Here is a 16,554-nt window from a genome sequence, read left to right as displayed (position 1 = left end):
AGGTCAAGCGAACAAGGGCGCAGGGCGAATGCCTTGGCACTGGGAGCCGATGAAAGACGTGATAAGCTGCGATAAGCTTCGGGGAGCTGCAAATAAGCATTGATCCGGAGATTTCTGAATGAGGAAACTCACCTGGGTTCATACTCAGGTACGTTATACTGAACTTTAAAATAGGTATATCGAGGGAACCGCCTGAACTGAAACATCTAAGTAGGGCGAGGAAGAGACATCAAACGAGATTCCGTAAGTAGTGGCGAGCGAACGCGGAAGAGGGCAAACCGAGAGTAGAAATACTTTCGGGGTACGGAGCGCATTTAGGACTTAAGTTGTTAACCGAACGGCATGGGAAGGCCGGTCAGAGAGTGTGAGAACCACGTAGGTGAAAACGACAAGAGCCGAGCGAATTCCAGAGTACGGCCAGACACGTGAAACCTGGTCGGAATACGGGGGGACCACCCTCCAACCCTAAATACTACCCAGTGACCGATAGCGTATAGTACTGTGAAGGAAAGGTGAAAAGCACCCCGGGAGGGGAGTGAAAAAGAACCTGAAACCCTGTGCCTACAAGCACCTAGAGCGCGTCAAAGCGTGATAGGGTACTTTTTGTAGAACGGTCCGGCGAGCGATTGTATGCAGCAAGGTTAAGGACTTAAGGTCTGGAGCCGAAGCGAAAGCGAGTTTGAAAAGGGCGTTAAGTTGCATATAATGGGCCCGAAACCGGGTGACCTACCCATGGTCAGGTTGAAGTGGAAGTAAAATTCCATGGAGGACCGAACCGACCTCCGTTGAAAAGGCGGCGGATGAACTGTGGGTAGCGGAGAAATTCCAATCGAACCCGGAGATAGCTGGTTCTCCCCGAAATAGTTTTAGGACTAGCCTCAAGTTAGATACCTGGAGGTAAAGCACTGAATAGCCTAGCGGCCGAGAGGTTAGCGAAGCTTATCAAACTCAGAATGCCAGAGTATTGATGCTTGGGAGTCAGACAGTGTCAGATAAATGTCATTGTCAAAAGGGAAACAGCCCAGATCTACAGCTAAGGTCCCAAAGTCAGGTTAAGTGGAAAACGATGTGAAGATACGTAGACAACCAGGATGTTGGCTCAGAAGCAGCCACTCATTCAAAGAGTGCGTAATAGCTCACTGGTCGAGCGTCTTTGCGCGGAGAATTTAACGGGGCTAAACCTGACACCGAAGCTTAGGCAGCATGTTTACATGCTGGGTAGGGGAGCGTTGTATACGCGGTGAAACAGTAGCGCAAGCGGCTGTGGAGTGTATAGAAGTGAGAATGCCGGAATGAGTAGCGCGAATGCAGTGAGAATCTGCATGGCCGAAAGCCTCAGGTTTCTGGAGGAAGGTTCGTCCGCTCCAGGTTAGTCGGGAGCTAAGGTGAGGCCTAACGGCGTAGCCGATGCACAGACGGTAGAGATTCCGTCACCACCAAAAGAGTTAAACACAGGGACACATATGAAGTCTCGGAGCCGGGTGTTGGTTCCGGTAGCGATCGAGGGAAGTTAGTACCGAAGTCTGAGATGGAAGATGGCGAGAAAAGCTGTGTGAATTTCTGCGGTGCCCGTACCGCAAACCGACACAGGTAGGTAGGAAGAAGATTCTAAGGCCAACGGGAGAAGGGTTGTTAAGGAACTCGGCAAATTGACCCCGTAACTTCGGGAGAAGGGGTGCTGCAGCAATGCAGCCGCAGAGAATCGGCCCAAGCAACTGTTTACCAAAAACACAGGTTTGTGCTAAATCGAAAGATGACGTATACGAGCTGACGCCTGCCCGGTGCTGGAAGGTTAAGAGGAGATGTGCAAGCATTGAATCGAAGCCCCAGTGAACGGCGGCCGTAACTATAACGGTCCTAAGGTAGCGAAATTCCTTGTCAGGTAAGTTCTGACCCGCATGAAAGGCGTAATGATTTGGGCACTGTCTCAACAGCCCGCCCGGCGAAATTGTAGTACCGGTGAAGATGCCGGTTACCCGCGACAAGACGGAAAGACCCCATGGAGCTTTACTGTAGCCTAATATTGGGTTTCGATGTTGCATGCACAGGATAGATGGGACACTGGGAAGCAGGTGCTTTGGCGCTTGTGGAGTGGCCGTTGGGATACCATCCTTGCGATATTGGAATTCTAACCTGCGCCTTTGAATCAAGGCGGGGGACATTGTTAGGTGGGCAGTTTGACTGGGGCGGTCGCCTCCTAAAGAGTAACGGAGGCGTTCAAAGGTTCGCTCAGCTTGAACGGAAATCAAGCAAAAGAGTGCAAACGCAGAAGCGAGCCTAACTGCGAGACTGACGGGTCGAGCAGTAACGAAAGTTGGAGTTAGTGATCCGGTGGTATGTGAGTGGAAATGCCATCGCTCAACGGATAAAAGTTACCCTGGGGATAACAGGCTGATCTCCCCCAAGAGTCCACATCGACGGGGAGGTTTGGCACCTCGATGTCGGCTCATCGCATCCTGGGGCTGTATTCGGTCCCAAGGGTTTGGCTGTTCGCCAATTAAAGCGGTACGCGAGCTGGGTTCAGAACGTCGTGAGACAGTTCGGTCCCTATCTGTCGTGGGCGCAGGATATTTGATGGGAGCTGTTCCTAGTACGAGAGGACCGGAGCGGACGTACCTCTGGCGCACCAGTTGTTCTGCCAAGAGCATAGCTGGGCAACTATGTACGGATCGGATAAACGCTGAAAGCATCTAAGCGTGAAGCCGACCCAAAGATAAGATATCCCATTGTTTTAAACAAGTAAGACCCCTTGAAGACTACAAGGTTGATAGGCACGATGTGTAAGTGGAGCGATCCATTCAGCAAGCGTGTACTAATAGGTCGAGGGCTTGACCACAATTCGCTTGAGACTCTGAGAGTCAACGAAAAAATGTAAGCAGTGATTATTCAGTTTTGAAGGCACGTCCTTCTAAGAAACACTGGACAAAGTACAACAAACATGTTATACTGGTTCAGTCAGATCGGTCGGTGTCGATGACGGTGAGGTTCCACCTGTTCCCATTCCGAACACAGAAGTTAAGCTCACTTGTGCCGAAGATAGTTCGCTGGAAACGGCGCGTGAAAATAGGTAGTCGCCGACTTGAGTTATCAGAATGAAGAAACCGCATTCTGATAATATGCACCTCTAGCTCAGTTGGTAGAGCAACTGACTCTTAATCAGTGGGCCCAGGGTTCGAGTCCCTGGAGGTGCACCAGATATTGAACGTCAAATCGTAAGATTTGGCGTTCTTTTTTGTTATGTAACCCCGAAAAATCGGGGCTTGCACGGTCAATGCACGGTTTTTGCACGGTTGGAGTTTTCATAGGAATCCTCTGCATGGGCTGGAATTACTTTGAAATGCGTGGTAAATTTTGCAGGTCAGCAGAGCCAGACGGAGCTGCGCCTTTACTTCGGGGTCTGCATTCTTCAGCAGTTCCAGCAGAGCGGTCATAGAAATGGTCGGTTCGTCTGCGGCGGGCACAGCCTGCGGGCTGGGGCTTTCCTGTTTGGCATAGAAACCTTCCTCAAACTTCTTGCCCAGTTCTACACGAGAGGACTGCTGGATATGCGCATAGGTGTTCACCAGCATATCCCGCCGTAGCGTGTCCAGTGGTGCCCTGAACGGCCTTCACATCGCCGCCAGAGATCATCAGCTGATAGGCGGCACTGGAATGGCGCAGACCGTGAAAGACGATGAGAGGAAACTCCGGGTGTGCGTCCTGCCATTCGGGATCTGATGCCGGGCACAAAGCGTTTTGGAGCGCTGAAAAAGTCCATCGGTCATGTAACTCAGAAGGTTCTGACCGCTCAGCTGCGGCAGATGGAGGAAAGCAGAATAAGTAAAAGACGGGGTGCTGTGCATTTGTGCAGCACCCCGTCTTTTATTTGTGTTCATCTGCCCCCGGCTCATAGAGCAGCTCCAAATAGGGGTGCTTCCGGATGGCGGCAACCACCTCATCCAGGCGGGTCGCGCAGAAATTCTGGCAGCATAGAGTTTGTGCCGATAGAAATTTTGCGTACAGTAGATTTTGGAAATCTTCTTTGATGCCGCAAATCGTAGGCGGTGCCCATGGTTAGATAGATCTCGTCCTGCGGCAGAAGATCAATAAAATTGCAATAATAAACTATTCGCCCAGATGCCAGATGTCGCGGTCGTACTCGGCAATGGTGCGGTCGGAGGAGAACATGCCCGCTTTGGCAATGTTCACCAGACACTTGCGCCGCCAGCCCTTCGGGTCGCAGGCGTAATCGCTGAGGGCCTGCCCCTTGCGCACAACATAGGCGTTGAAGTCCGGCAGGGTCTGGAACCAGTCTTTATGGATCAGCTCGTTGTGCAGGCGGGTCAGGTTTTCGGCGTGACCGGCGGCCAGCATCTCCGGGCCGGTGAGGAAGTTGATGGCGCGGCGGATGTTGACATCGCCCTCCACCCACTGGGCGGGGTCATAGTCGCCCACGGCGTAGCGGTGGATGACCTGATCGGAGGTCTGACCGAAGATATAGATGTTCTCCTCGCCCACCTGCTGGCTGATCTCCACATTGGCACCGTCCATGGTGCCCAGCGTCAGCGCGCCGTTCAGCATGAACTTCATGTTGCCGGTGCCGGAAGCTTCCTTGGAGGCAAGGCTGATCTGCTCGGACAGGTCGCAGGCGGGGATCAGCTTTTCGGCGGCGGTAACGTTGTAGTTCTCCACGAACACCACCTGCAGCCACTTGGACACTTCCGGGTCTGCGGCAATGACCTTGGACAGGGTCAGCAGCGCATGGATGATGTCCTTTGCAATGGTGTAGGCAGGTGCCGCCTTGGCACCGAAGATGCTCACCAGCGGAGCAGCGGGCAGGTGCCCGGCCTTGATCTCGTAGTACTGATGGATGAGGTACAGCAGGTTCAGCTGCTGGCGCTTGTACTCGTGCAGGCGCTTGGACTGGATATCGAACACAGCATCGGTGTTCACGCTCACCTTCTGGGTGCGCAGCAGCCAGTCTGCCAGTGCTTCCTTGTTGGCCTTTTTCACAGCGGTCAGCTGCTCCAGCACAGCTTCGTCGTCAGCAAAAGCCAGCAGCTTTTCCAGCTCGGCGGCATCCTTGCGGAAGCCGGAGCCGATGTGCTGTTCCAGCGCGGCGGTCAGGCGGGGGTCGCATTCCAGCAGCCAGCGGCGGAAGGTGATGCCGTTGGTCTTATTGTTGAACTTTTCCGGGTACAGCTCGTAAAAGCCGTGCAGCTCGGATTTTTTCAAAATCTCGGTGTGCAGCGCCGCCACGCCGTTGGTGGAGTGGGTGAAGTGGATATCCATGTGGGCCATGTGCACCCGGTCGTCCTTGTCGATGATGGCAAGGCTCTCGTCCTTGGTGCGGGTGCGGGCCAGCGCGTCCAGCTTTTCGATAATGGGCATCAGCTGGGGCACCACGGTATCCAGATAGGCGCGGGGCCACTTTTCCAGCGCTTCGGCCAGAATGGTGTGGTTGGTGTAGGCGCAGGTCTTTGTGACGATCTTTACGGCTTCCTCAAATTCGATGCCCTTTTCGCCCAGCAGCCGGATCAGCTCCGGGATGACCATGCTGGGGTGGGTGTCGTTGATCTGGATGGCGGCGTAGTCGGCCAGATCATGGTAATCGCAGCCCCGGGCGGCACACTCGGCCAGAATGAGCTGGGCACCGGCAGAGACCATCAGGTACTGCTGGTACACCCGCAGGCGGCGGCCTGCCTCATCGGAATCGTCCGGGTAGAGGAAGAGGGTCAGGTTCTTGTCGATGGCAGTTTTATCGAAGGCAATGCCGTCATGGACGATGCTCTCATCGATGGTGTCAAGGTCAAACAGGTTCAGGGTGTTGGTGCGGCCCTCGTAGCCGGTAACGGCCAGCTTGTACAGCCGGGCAGTGTATTCCTTGCCCGCCAGCTCCACCGGGTAGGTGATGTCGGTCTTTTCCGCCCAGCTGTGGGCGGTGAGCCACGGGTCGGGCTTTTCGTTCTGCACGCCGTCCTCAAAGGACTGGTGGAACAGGCCGAAGTGATACCGCAGGCCCACGCCGTCGCCGGGCAGGTTCAGCGTTGCCAGAGAGTCGAGGAAGCAGGCAGCCAGACGGCCCAGACCGCCGTTGCCCAGAGAAGGTTCCGGCTCCACCTCTTCGATATCGGAAAGGCTCTTGCCGACGGCAGCCAGTGCATCGCGGGCTTCATCGTACAGTCCTAGATTGATGAGGTTGTTGGACAGCAGCTTGCCGATGAGAAATTCGGCGCTGATATAGTACAGCTTGCGGCCGGTGACCGGCTGCACACGGTCGGCGCTCTTCTGCCGGACGAGTTCCAGCAGCGCGAGATACAGCTCCTGATTCGTGCAGTCTGCCAGCGGCTTGCCCGTGAGACCCTGTAACGTTTCGGTAAAGCTCATAAATGCATCCTCCTTTGTTAGGGTGTATCTGAAAAGTCGAAAATAGAGTCTGTTTCTACAAATTCTTTGTTTTCAAATACACCTTGCGGAAAACAGGTTTGACATCTGTACTTCCAGATATACCACATAAAACAATCAAAATCTTGCCTAAAAAGCGCAGACTGTGGTACAATCCTATCATCGGGAGGTGAAACAATGCAAAATCAGGCATCTTTGCAGGAGACCAAGCAGCATGGTGCCGTGCGGTTTCCCTTCAATCTGTATCCCTGCACCATTCCGGGGGACTTTCCGCAGGTGGCGCTCCACTGGCAGGAGAGCATGGAGCTGGTCTTTGTCAAGCGGGGCACAGGACTGGTGCAGGTGGGCGCTGAGAGCTGCCCGGCTCGCATGGGGGACATCTTTATTTTTACGCCCGGCACCCTCCATGCCCTGCGGCAGGCCGAAGGGCAGTGCATGGAATACGAAAATATCATTTTTGAGCTGGAGCTTCTGGGCGGCGCAGAGGACCTTTGTGCCGAGAAATATCTGCTTCCGCTGCAAAGCGGGCGCTTGTCGCTGCCTGCGCGGCTGACCCCGAACGATTTGTGCTATCTGCAGGCCGCCGCCTGCCTGCGGGAGGTGGAGGATGCCAACCGCGCCAAGCTCCCCGGCTACGAGCTGCAGGTCAAGGGGGCATTGCTGCGGTTTCTTGCCCTGCTCCTTGCACAGGGCCGGCAGCGGCTTGCCGCCGAGACAGCCGACACCCAGCGGCTGAAAACGCTCCTGCAATGGCTCTCGGCCCATTATACCGAGGAACTCCGGGTCGCCGATGCCGCCGGGGTCTGCTCCTTCAGTGCCAGCCACTTCATGCGGTGGTTCCGGCAGATGACCGGGCAGAGCTTTGTGGCCTTTCTGAACGAGTACCGGCTCAACGCCGCCGCCGAAGCGCTGCAGGCCACGGATGAGACGGTTCTGACCATCGCTTCCCGGTGCGGGTTTGAGAACCTCTCCTATTTTAACCGGGCGTTCAAGGCGCACTTCGGCATGACACCCCGGGAGTACCGGAAAAAATAAGCAAAACGAGGCCGTTCTGCCTCTCTGGAAATGAGAGGGAACGGCCTCGTTTTTTGCACATCAGACCTCCGGCGGCGGGCAGCAGCTCTCCCGTTGGATGAGCTTATGCGGCACGATGATCTTGGTTGCCAGAAGATTCGGGTTCTCGATGTGGTTGATCGAGCTGTTCCGTGCCGTGGAGCAGGCATTGGGCAAGCGGGAGATCATTGCAGAGGATCTTGGCTACATGAGCGACACCGTCCGTCAGCTGGTGCGGGACAGCGGTTTCCCCGGCATGAAGGTGTTGGAATTTGCCTTTGACTCCCGCGACACCGGCAGTGCCAGCGACTATCTGCCCCACAACTACCCGGTGAACAGCGTGGCCTATACCGGCACCCACGACAACGAGACGCTGGTATCGTGGTACCAGACTGTCACCGATGCCGAGCGCGCCATGGTGCGGGACTATCTGTACGACTACGCCACCCCGGAAGAGCAGCTCTATAAAAGCATGATCGCACTGATCCTGCGCAGCGCAGCGGCGACCTGCATCATCCCCATGCAGGACTGGCTGGGGCTGGACAACTCTGCCCGCATCAACAAGCCCTCCACCGTGGGCCAGAACTGGCGCTGGCGGCTGAAAAAGACCCAGCTGAGCAAAAAGCTCCAAAAGGAGATCTGCCAGCTGACCACCCGCTACGGCCGGATGAACTGGGCGTGACAGTATAGTGCTCTGGACTTGATTTTGGAAAGTTTATTGCAGAATAATGGCAGAAGTAATACTTATTCAAAAATAAAAACGACAAAGAACAAATAAAAAAGTACAGAATATGGATCGGCCCGGTCGAACAGCTGGTTCACATAGTCCTTCTGGGGGATGCCGATGGTCCACAGGCTGTACTTGTCATCCATGGGGATGATGCCCTTTGCCATCATGGTATTCACCACCGGGATGTGCAGCCGGTCGGTGCCCACTTGGCCGGTGATGGCCACCAGCGGCGCACCGTTCGGATAGGAGTGCGCGAGGCGCACCACAAAAAAGCACGAAGCAGCAATGCTTGGTGCTTTTTCTTTTTGACATGTGCCGCGGGATGCTTTATAATAAGAATGATTTCAGATGCCTGCGGGGCGGTGCGCCCTGCGGTAAAATTACGGCAAGCAAAAAAGGGAACTGCTATGAGAGAAGAAAAGGCCAGCGCATTGCCGCTGCTGCTGGACGTGCGCAGAATGGACGAAAATAACCGGGCTTACGCCTACCGTATGCTGCGCAAAAATATTATGACCTTGCAGCTGCAGCCGGGCTGTCAGCTGAGCGAGGCCGAACTGTGCGAACAGCTGGCCATGAGCCGCACACCGGTACACGAAGCGCTGATGATGCTGAAAAGCGAGTGGCTTGTGGATGTTCTGCCGCAGCGCGGCAGCATTGTGTCCAAGATCAGCGTTCCATACCTGAACGAAGGCTTTGCCATGCGCCGCATTCTGGAACCGGCGCTGCTGCGCGGGCTGGCCGGAAAGCTGACAAGGGAACAGCTGAACGAATTTCAGGAACTGCTGAACCGGCAGAGCGAAGACCTTTATCTGGATCAGGATGCAGCAGATGACTTCTTCATCTCGCTGGATAACGACTTCCACAGGCTTTTGTACCACGATTCCGGCTACGACCGCATCTGGGAGGCTATGCACAACGTTACTTCCCATATGGACCGTGTGCGGTATCTGGACTCGGCCCTTTGCCGGGGAAATATTGCCTCGGTGCAGAAAGAGCACGAGCAGATCTTTGGCTACCTGCGGGACGGCCTGCCGCTGGACGTGGACGTAGAAGCCCTGTTTGAGCATCACCTTGGCATGTACCGCGAGAATTTCCAGAAGATATTGGAACGGTTCCCGGATTTCTTTGTACAGACATAAACCAAAAAGAGCACCCGCTGCTGACCCTTACAAGGCCATGGCAGGGGGGTGCTTTTTTGGTTCAATACGGATACGGCTTTACGCCGGGCTGCGGATATCAATTTACGCCGGCAGTGTTTCTGATGGATTTTGCACCAGAAATGCTGCTTTTTCTGTTCAAAACCCGGAAAAACAGCAGTTTGTGCTCTTGAATTGCCCGAAAAGCTTGCAGGAATGCAGGTTTTTGTGGTAATATTTAAGATATGTTCCCGTTGAGGGGAAGAAAGAGAGGGGTAATCAAATGATCAATATCTGCATCATTGCCACCATTGTGATCTATCTGGTGGGAATGCTGCTGGTTGGCTTTGTCTACAGCAAATCCAACGAGGACAGCAGCGATTTCTACCTCGGCGGCCGCACGATGGGCCCGCTGGTCACGGCTATGAGCGCCGAAGCCAGCGATATGTCCAGCTGGCTGCTGATGGGTATGCCGGGCCTTGCATATCTCACCGGCATCGCGTCGCCGGGCTGGACGGCCATCGGCCTTGCTGTGGGCACATGGCTCAACTGGCTCATCGTGGCCCGCCGCCTGCGCCGCTACTCGGCCAATCTGGATGCCATCACGGTGCCGCAGTTCCTTTCCCTGCGGTTCCATGACCAGCGCAACCTGCTCAACGCGCTGGGCGCGGTCATTATCATCGTGTTCTTCATCCCGTACACCGCTTCCGGCTTTGCCGCCTGCGGCAAGCTGTTCAACAGCCTGTTTGGCGTGGATTACATGGCGGCCATGGTCCTGTCCGCTGTGGTCATCGTGGGCTACACCATCATGGGCGGCTTCCGCGCTGTGTCTACCACCGACCTGATCCAGTCCGTTGTCATGAGCATGGCGCTGATCGCGGTGCTGGTGTATGGCGTCAATGTGGCAGGCGGCTGGGATGTGGTTCTGGACAACGCCCGCAGCCTGCCCGGCTACCTGACCATGGCTGCAAGCCACAATGCGGCAGACAACACCGCCACCTCCTACAGTCTGCTGGACATCGCGTCCACGCTGGCATGGGGTCTGGGCTACTTCGGCATGCCCCATATCCTGCTGCGCTTCATGGCCATTGAGGACGAAAAGAAGCTGGTGCTCAGCCGCCGCATTGCAAGCGTGTGGGTGGTCATTGCCATGACCGCTTCCATCGTCATCGGCATGGTGGGTCTGGGCATGACCAAGGCGGGCGCGCTGGAGTTCCTGAGCGGCTCTTCCAGCGAGACCCTGATCGTGCGCGTGGCCAGCCTGATCGCTCAGCACGGCGTGCTGGCAGCCATTCTGGCAGGTCTGATCCTTGCCGGCATCCTTGCCGCTACTATGTCCACCGCCGACAGCCAGATGCTGGCAGCGGCCTCCAGCGTATCCCAGAACATCCTGCAGGAGTTCGGTCACATGAAACTGACCGAGAAGCAGAGCCTGTTCGCTGCCCGCCTGACCATCATCTGCATCAGCGTGGTGGGCGTGGTGCTGGCCCGCGACCCCAACTCCAGCGTGTTCGGCATCGTCAGCTTTGCATGGGCCGGCTTTGGCGGCTCCTTTGGCGCAGTGGTGCTGTGCTCCCTGTTCTGGAAGCGCTGCAACTGGCAGGGCGCACTGGCCGGTATGCTCTCCGGCGGCCTGATGGTCTTTGTATGGAAGTACATCATCAGCCCGCTGGGCGGCGTGTTTGGCATCTACGAGCTGCTGCCTGCCTTCCTGATCTCTCTGGTGGTCTGTGTTGTGGTGAGCCTTGTCACCCCGGCACCCTCGGCAGAGATCGAGGCAGAGTTCGACGCTGCCAAGTAAAAACGATTGGGAATGCCCTCCGCTGTGCTCTGGGCATAGCAGCGGAAAATGATTGATCCTTATGCAAAAGAGCAAAGCCGGCGGGCTTTGCTCTTTTGCTTTTTCACGGGTGGGGACGGAGAGGAAAGCGGCATTTAATTCAAAAGAATCAACCATGCTTCGCAGCATGGAAGCAGAAATCCAAAACAGAAAAAGAACAGAAGATCCAGCACGAGCCGCATCAGACGGGTAAGCGGCGTGCTGAAAGACATGGCGTGAATGATAAAAAGATTCACCTCACCCCAGCGCCGGTAGTAACCGGTTTGCTCAAAATTGTTCCAGAGCTCAAGAGATAGAAATTCAAATCCGGCAAACAATGGAAAAATGACCAGGGAGGACATCCAGCCGTCGGCCTGAAGCAAACCATCGCTGAGAGTCCGCCAGTGCACAGCTAATCTGCCTGGACAGGCAAAAATTCCCCACAGGGCAAGTGCAATGCTTAATGCAAGAAGAGCAGTACGCACAGAATGCCAGTCTACAGTGTGCTGGCGGCGCAGCATGGTGAAAAAATCTTCCAGAGGAACGGGAGGAGTGTCATCTTTTTGACGGGAGTCATGACAGTGCATCAGGTCAGCGAGGGTCAGGCCCAGCACATCGGCCAGCGGCTCCAGCGTGTTGATGTCTGGCAGCCCGATGCCGCGTTCCCAGCGGCTGACAGCTTTATCCGTAACGTGAAGCTGCTGAGCCAGTTCGGCCTGCGTCATGTTCCGCTCCCGGCGCACTTGTGCAAGGAATGCACCAAATTCTTTTGCAACCATTCTGCTCACATCCTTTTCCACAGGATAACACAGAAATGTGGAAAACACAACCGACGGAGCGTTTACCTGCCAGTCTGCAGAACAAAAAGGACGTGCTCCCTTGCGGGAACACGTCCTTTTTTATCGCTTCAGTATCAGGCGGAGATCAGCTTACAGCTGGGGGCCGGCAGAGACCAGAGCCTTGCCGTGCTCGTTGCCCTCGTACTTCTTGAAGTTCTTGATGAAGCGGCTTGCCAGATCCTTGGCCTTCTCTTCCCACTGGGAAGCGTCAGCATAGGTGTCGCGAGGATCCAGAATGCCGGTGTCCACGCCGTTCAGCACGGTGGGAACCTCGAAGTCGAAGTAGGGGATCTTCTTGGTGGGCACATTGTTGATGTCGCCGTTCAGGATGGCGTCGATGATGCCGCGGGTATCCTTGATGGAGATGCGCTTGCCGGTGCCGTTCCAGCCGGTGTTGACCAGATAAGCCTTAGCGCCGCTCTTCTGCATCTTCTTGACCAGCTCCTCAGCATACTTGGTGGGGTGCAGCTCCAGGAAGGCCTGGCCGAAGCATGCAGAGAAGGTGGGGGTGGGCTCGGTGATGCCGCGCTCGGTGCCTGCCAGCTTTGCAGTGAAGCCGGACAGGAAGTAGTACTGGGTCTGCTCGGGGCTCAGGATGGAGACCGGGGGCAGAACGCCGAATGCGTCAGCAGACAGGAAGATGACGTTCTTTGCAGCGGGTGCAGAAGAAATGGGGCGGACGATGTTCTTGATGTGGTTGATGGGGTAGGACACACGGGTGTTCTCGGTAACGCTCTTATCGGCGAAATCGATGTGGCCCTCGGCATCCAGAGTGACGTTCTCCAGCAGAGCGTTGCGCTTGATGGCGTTGTAGATATCGGGCTCGGAGTCCTTATCCAGGTTGATGACCTTTGCGTAGCAGCCGCCCTCGAAGTTGAACACGCCGTTGTCGTCCCAGCCGTGCTCGTCATCGCCGATCAGCAGACGCTTGGGATCGGTGGACAGGGTGGTCTTGCCGGTGCCGGACAGACCGAAGAAGATGGCGGTGTTCTCGCCGTTCAGGTCGGTGTTGGCAGAGCAGTGCATGGAAGCCATGCCCTTCAGCGGCAGGAAGTAGTTCATCATGGAGAACATGCCCTTCTTCATCTCGCCGCCGTACCAGGTGTTCACGATGACCTGCTCCTTGCTGGTGATGTTGAACACAACAGCAGTCTCAGAGTTCAGGCCCAGCTCCTTGTAGTTCTCAACCTTGGCCTTGGATGCGTTGTAGACAACGAAATCGGGCTCAAAGTTCTCCAGCTCCTCAGCGGTGGGCTTGATGAACATGTTGGTGACAAAGTGTGCCTGCCATGCAACTTCCATGACAAAGCGGATGGCCATGCGGGTATCCTTGTTGGCACCGCAGAATGCATCCACCACGTACAGGCGCTTGTTGGACAGCTCCTTCTGAGCGATGGCCTTCACAGCAGCCCATGCTTCCTGAGAAGCGGGGTGGTTGTCGTTCTTGTACTCGTCGGAAGTCCACCACACGGTGTCCTTGGAGTTCTCGTCCATAACGATGAACTTGTCCTTGGGAGAACGGCCGGTGTAGATGCCGGTCATAACGTTCACAGCACCCAGCTCGCTGACCTGGCCCTTTTCGTAGCCTTCCAGACCGGGCTTGGTCTCTTCCTCGAACAGCTGCTCGTAGGAGGGGTTGTACACGATCTCAGTCGTGCCGGTAATGCCATACTTGGTAAGATCCAACTTTGCCATATTCGCTATACCTCTACTTTCGTTTGATCCATACGTCCTGTATAGGGCACAGCGTTTCCCGGCGGGCCGGGCGCTGCGCAGAAGGCTTGCAGTTTGTAAATGCAAATTCTCCTGTATACCATTATACATAAAAGTATCCCGAAATCAATAAACGAATCGTGCTATTTGCAGAAAAGAAACAAATTTCATTAAGAAATTTAACTGCCTGAAACAATTTCAGGAAACAAAAGCAGGGGGCGAAACCTGAAAAAATAAGGTGGAAAGGCAGAAAAACAATTTTTTGATAAAATTTTGACGAGCTGGGATGCATGAAAAACCGAGCACAAAAACGGCCCTTCCCGCAAAACGGCGCGGCAGGGAAGAGCGGAACAGGATCCACAGCCCGATTTGTGCAAAATTTACGAGATTTTGACGATTTTTATGACAAAGAAGCTTTGCCTGTGGTATACTGTATCTGACAAAAGGACAGCCCCGCTTTTTCTGTGTGCTACATATAAAAAGGAAAAAGATTATGAAGACCATCTACATCCTGCTCACCCGGTCGGGTACCCTGCTTTCAAACCTTGTTTACGCTGTTACCGGTGCAAATTATACCCACGCTTCGCTGGCTTTTGACGAAGACCTGAGCTGCCTGTACAGCTCTACCCGCAAAAACGGCTATACCATGTTCCCGGCAGGGCCCAGCAGGGAATACCTGAACCGGGGCGTGTTCCGTCTGCGGGAGAACGTGCCCTGCGCACTGTATGCGCTGGATGTGAGCGATGAAGCCTACACCCGTGCCCGCCGCCGTGCCGAGCACATGATGGCCCACGGCAGCCTTTACCAGTTCAACGTTATCGGTCTTGCGCTCTGCGGGATGCATATCCGCTGGAAGCGCCGCCGGCACTATTTCTGCTCCCAGTTCGTCAGCGAGGTGCTGGAAAAGAGCGGTGCCATGGAGCTGCCCAAGCACAGCACCCTGATGCACCCGAACGACTACACCCGGCTGGAAGAGCTGCGGTGCGTATACAAGGGTACACTGGCCGGCCTGCCGCAGCGCCAGCAGATGGAATTTGACCAGAACGATACGGTGATCGGCGTATATCTGGGGCTGGCGCTGGGCCTGTTCCACACCGGCGCGGCCCAAGTGCGGAAGATTTTTTGAAAAAATTGAATTTTTGTGTTGACAAAGCAGGCGTGCTATGCTAAAATAGCCAAGTCGGGAGCGAACACCCGATGCAAAATGGACGTATGGCCCGTTGGTCAAGCGGTTAAGACAGAGGCCTCTCACGCCTTTAACATCGGTTCGATTCCGGTACGGGTCACCATTTTATAGTAGTAAAACGGTCATGTGCCGTTTTATATAGATGCCTCTTTAGCTCAGTCGGTTAGAGCACCTGACTGTTAATCAGGGTGTCGCCTGTTCGAGTCAGGCAAGAGGCGCCAGCAAAGCGATGGAAGTTTTCCATCGCTTTTTTCTTTTTCTCCGGCCGCTTTTGTTGACAGAAAATGCGAGGCGGGATATACTTAAAGCATGTTTTAGAATTGAAAATTTGTTGGTGGGCGGATGCTTTTAAGAGCAGCATCCTCGCCCTCTCAGGCGCATTCGCGCCAGCTCCCCCAAAGTGGGAGCCTTTGGCAGTCTACACGAAGTATACCGTTATGCCAAGGCCTCTCCCTTTGGGAGAGGTGGATTTGCGGAGCAAAGACGGAGAGGGCGAGCCGCCTTCCGGCAAAATAAAGGAGAACATCATGAAAAAAATCATTCTGACCGGCGACCGCCCCACCGGCCGCCTGCATGTGGGCCACTATGTCGGTTCCCTGAAGGAGCGGGTGCGCCTGCAGAACTCCGGCGAGTACGATGAGATCTACGTTATGATCGCCGATGCACAGGCCCTGACCGATAACGCCGACAACCCGGAAAAGGTGCGCCAGAACATCCTGCAGGTGGCGCTGGATTATCTGGCCTGCGGCATCGACCCCGCCAAGACCCATATTTTCATCCAGTCCATGGTGCCGGAATTGACTGAGCTGAGCTTCTACTATATGAACCTCGTCACCGTGAGCCGCCTGCAGCGCAACCCCACCGTCAAGAGCGAGATTCATATGCGCAACTTTGAGACCAGCATCCCGGTGGGCTTCTTCTGCTACCCCATCAGTCAGGCTGCGGACATCACCGCCTTCCACGCCACCACCGTGCCTGCCGGTGAGGACCAGAAGCCCATGATCGAGCAGTGCTGCGAGATCGTGCGCAAATTCAACGCTGTTTACGGCGATACCCTGACCGAGCCGGAGATCGTGCTGCCCCAGAACGCCGCCTGCCTGCGCCTGCCCGGCACCGACGGCAAGGCCAAGATGAGCAAGAGCCTTGGCAACTGCATCTACCTGTCCGAGGAACCGGAGGACATCAAAAAGAAGGTCATGTCCATGTACACCGACCCCAACCACCTGCGTGTGCAGGATCCCGGTAAGGTGGAGGGCAACCCGGTGTTCATCTATCTGGACGCCTTCTGCCGCCCGGAGCACTTTGCCGAGTTCTGGCCGGAATACCAGAACCTCGATGAGCTGAAGGCACACTACCAGCGCGGCGGTCTGGGCGACGTGAAGGTGAAAAAGTTCCTGAACAGCGTCATGCAGGCCGAGCTGGAGCCCATCCGCACCCGCCGCAAGGAGTGGGAACAGCGCCTGCCCGAGGTGGTGGAGATCCTGAAAGAGGGCAGCGCTTATGCCGAAAAGACTGCCGCCGCCACGCTGGCCGAGGTGCGCAAGTCCATGCGCATCGATTACTTCGAGAACGACAACCTGTTGAAATAAAATCTATGAGAGTGTCCGGGATGCCGCAGGTGTTCCGGACACTCTTTTTATAGTTTACGAAAACTGCATAGAAAATGCGGTCAAACTGTGTTAAAATAGGGGCAA

General features: G+C 55.3%; 10 protein-coding genes, 3 tRNA genes, 2 rRNA genes and 2 pseudogenes. 12 read left to right on the top strand and 5 right to left on the bottom strand.

Translation table 11 applies throughout. The features are described 5' to 3' along the window. Position 1 precedes the first annotated feature (1 nt). From ACGHUK_RS13835 to ACGHUK_RS13825, 3 genes are all read left to right on the top strand, one after another. Positions 2 to 2,836, top strand: a 23S ribosomal RNA gene (locus ACGHUK_RS13835). A 127-nt stretch (positions 2,837 to 2,963) separates the two neighbouring features. Next, a 5S ribosomal RNA gene (gene rrf / locus ACGHUK_RS13830) occupies positions 2,964 to 3,080 on the top strand. A gap of 38 nt (positions 3,081 to 3,118) precedes the next feature. Then, positions 3,119 to 3,194, top strand: a tRNA-Lys gene (locus ACGHUK_RS13825). Positions 3,195 to 3,299: 105 nt separating this feature from the next. On the opposite strand, the gene ACGHUK_RS13820 is transcribed toward ACGHUK_RS13825, so the two are convergent. Next, positions 3,300 to 3,563, bottom strand: coding sequence for a hypothetical protein (locus ACGHUK_RS13820; protein WP_390574529.1), 264 nt, complete (start codon positions 3,561 to 3,563; stop codon positions 3,300 to 3,302). 153 nt (positions 3,564 to 3,716) lie between these two features. Between ACGHUK_RS13820 and ACGHUK_RS13815 the strand changes: the two are divergent. After that, a pseudogene (locus ACGHUK_RS13815) lies at positions 3,717 to 3,830 on the top strand (winged helix-turn-helix transcriptional regulator); the annotation flags it as partial. 274 nt (positions 3,831 to 4,104) lie between these two features. Here the strand turns inward: ACGHUK_RS13815 and ACGHUK_RS13810 are convergent. Beyond that, complete coding sequence (locus tag ACGHUK_RS13810) at positions 4,105 to 6,366, bottom strand: glycogen/starch/alpha-glucan phosphorylase (RefSeq protein WP_390574528.1); 2,262 nt, start codon at positions 6,364 to 6,366, stop codon at positions 4,105 to 4,107. A gap of 195 nt (positions 6,367 to 6,561) precedes the next feature. Here ACGHUK_RS13810 and ACGHUK_RS13805 point away from each other — a divergent pair, with 195 nt between their 5' ends. Both ACGHUK_RS13805 and ACGHUK_RS13800 read left to right on the top strand, forming a co-directional pair. Then, positions 6,562 to 7,419, top strand: coding sequence for an AraC family transcriptional regulator (locus ACGHUK_RS13805; RefSeq protein ID WP_118528562.1), 858 nt, complete (start codon positions 6,562 to 6,564; stop codon positions 7,417 to 7,419). Positions 7,420 to 7,567: 148 nt separating this feature from the next. Continuing rightward, positions 7,568 to 8,119 carry a 4-alpha-glucanotransferase gene (locus tag ACGHUK_RS13800; protein WP_390574527.1) on the top strand — a complete coding sequence of 184 codons (552 nt, stop codon included), beginning with the start codon at positions 7,568 to 7,570 and terminating at the stop codon, positions 8,117 to 8,119. 113 nt (positions 8,120 to 8,232) lie between these two features. On the opposite strand, the pseudogene ACGHUK_RS13795 reads toward ACGHUK_RS13800, so the two are convergent. Further along, positions 8,233 to 8,358: pseudogene (locus ACGHUK_RS13795) on the bottom strand (hypothetical protein); the annotation flags it as partial. A 216-nt stretch (positions 8,359 to 8,574) separates the two neighbouring features. Between ACGHUK_RS13795 and ACGHUK_RS13790 the strand changes: the two are divergent. Together ACGHUK_RS13790 and ACGHUK_RS13785 are read left to right on the top strand one after the other, a co-directional pair. Continuing rightward, positions 8,575 to 9,306: a GntR family transcriptional regulator gene (locus tag ACGHUK_RS13790; protein ID WP_390574526.1), complete on the top strand. Its 732-nt coding sequence runs from the start codon at positions 8,575 to 8,577 to the stop codon at positions 9,304 to 9,306. Positions 9,307 to 9,586: 280 nt separating this feature from the next. After that, positions 9,587 to 11,104, top strand: coding sequence for a sodium/proline symporter (locus ACGHUK_RS13785; RefSeq protein WP_349138141.1), 1,518 nt, complete (start codon positions 9,587 to 9,589; stop codon positions 11,102 to 11,104). 134 nt (positions 11,105 to 11,238) lie between these two features. Here the strand turns inward: ACGHUK_RS13785 and ACGHUK_RS13780 are convergent, their stop codons facing one another. Together ACGHUK_RS13780 and pckA are read right to left on the bottom strand one after the other, a co-directional pair. Further along, positions 11,239 to 11,901, bottom strand: a complete 663-nt coding sequence (locus ACGHUK_RS13780; RefSeq protein WP_390574525.1) for a helix-turn-helix domain-containing protein — start codon at positions 11,899 to 11,901, stop codon at positions 11,239 to 11,241. A 150-nt stretch (positions 11,902 to 12,051) separates the two neighbouring features. Beyond that, the gene (gene pckA / locus ACGHUK_RS13775; RefSeq protein ID WP_097774186.1) at positions 12,052 to 13,656 is read right to left on the bottom strand and encodes a phosphoenolpyruvate carboxykinase (ATP); all 1,605 of its coding nucleotides are present in this window, start codon (positions 13,654 to 13,656) and stop codon (positions 12,052 to 12,054) included. A gap of 511 nt (positions 13,657 to 14,167) precedes the next feature. Between pckA and ACGHUK_RS13770 the strand changes: the two genes are divergently transcribed. From ACGHUK_RS13770 to trpS, 4 genes are all read left to right on the top strand, one after another. Beyond that, on the top strand, positions 14,168 to 14,800 hold the full coding sequence (locus tag ACGHUK_RS13770) for a hypothetical protein (protein ID WP_390574524.1): 633 nt from the start codon (positions 14,168 to 14,170) through the stop codon (positions 14,798 to 14,800). A gap of 88 nt (positions 14,801 to 14,888) precedes the next feature. Beyond that, positions 14,889 to 14,963: transfer RNA gene (locus ACGHUK_RS13765), tRNA-Glu, on the top strand. 41 nt (positions 14,964 to 15,004) lie between these two features. Continuing rightward, positions 15,005 to 15,081, top strand: a tRNA-Asn gene (locus tag ACGHUK_RS13760). A gap of 306 nt (positions 15,082 to 15,387) precedes the next feature. Next, a complete protein-coding gene (gene trpS, locus ACGHUK_RS13755) occupies positions 15,388 to 16,449 on the top strand; it encodes a tryptophan--tRNA ligase (protein ID WP_390574523.1) in 1,062 nt (353 codons plus the stop codon). Positions 16,450 to 16,554 lie beyond the last annotated feature (105 nt).

Origin of the sequence: Faecalibacterium sp. i25-0019-C1 (assembly GCF_042854225.1) — a bacterium.
Lineage (GTDB): Bacteria > Bacillota > Clostridia > Oscillospirales > Ruminococcaceae > Faecalibacterium > Faecalibacterium taiwanense.
This window is presented reverse-complemented; position numbering and strand designations above follow the sequence as displayed.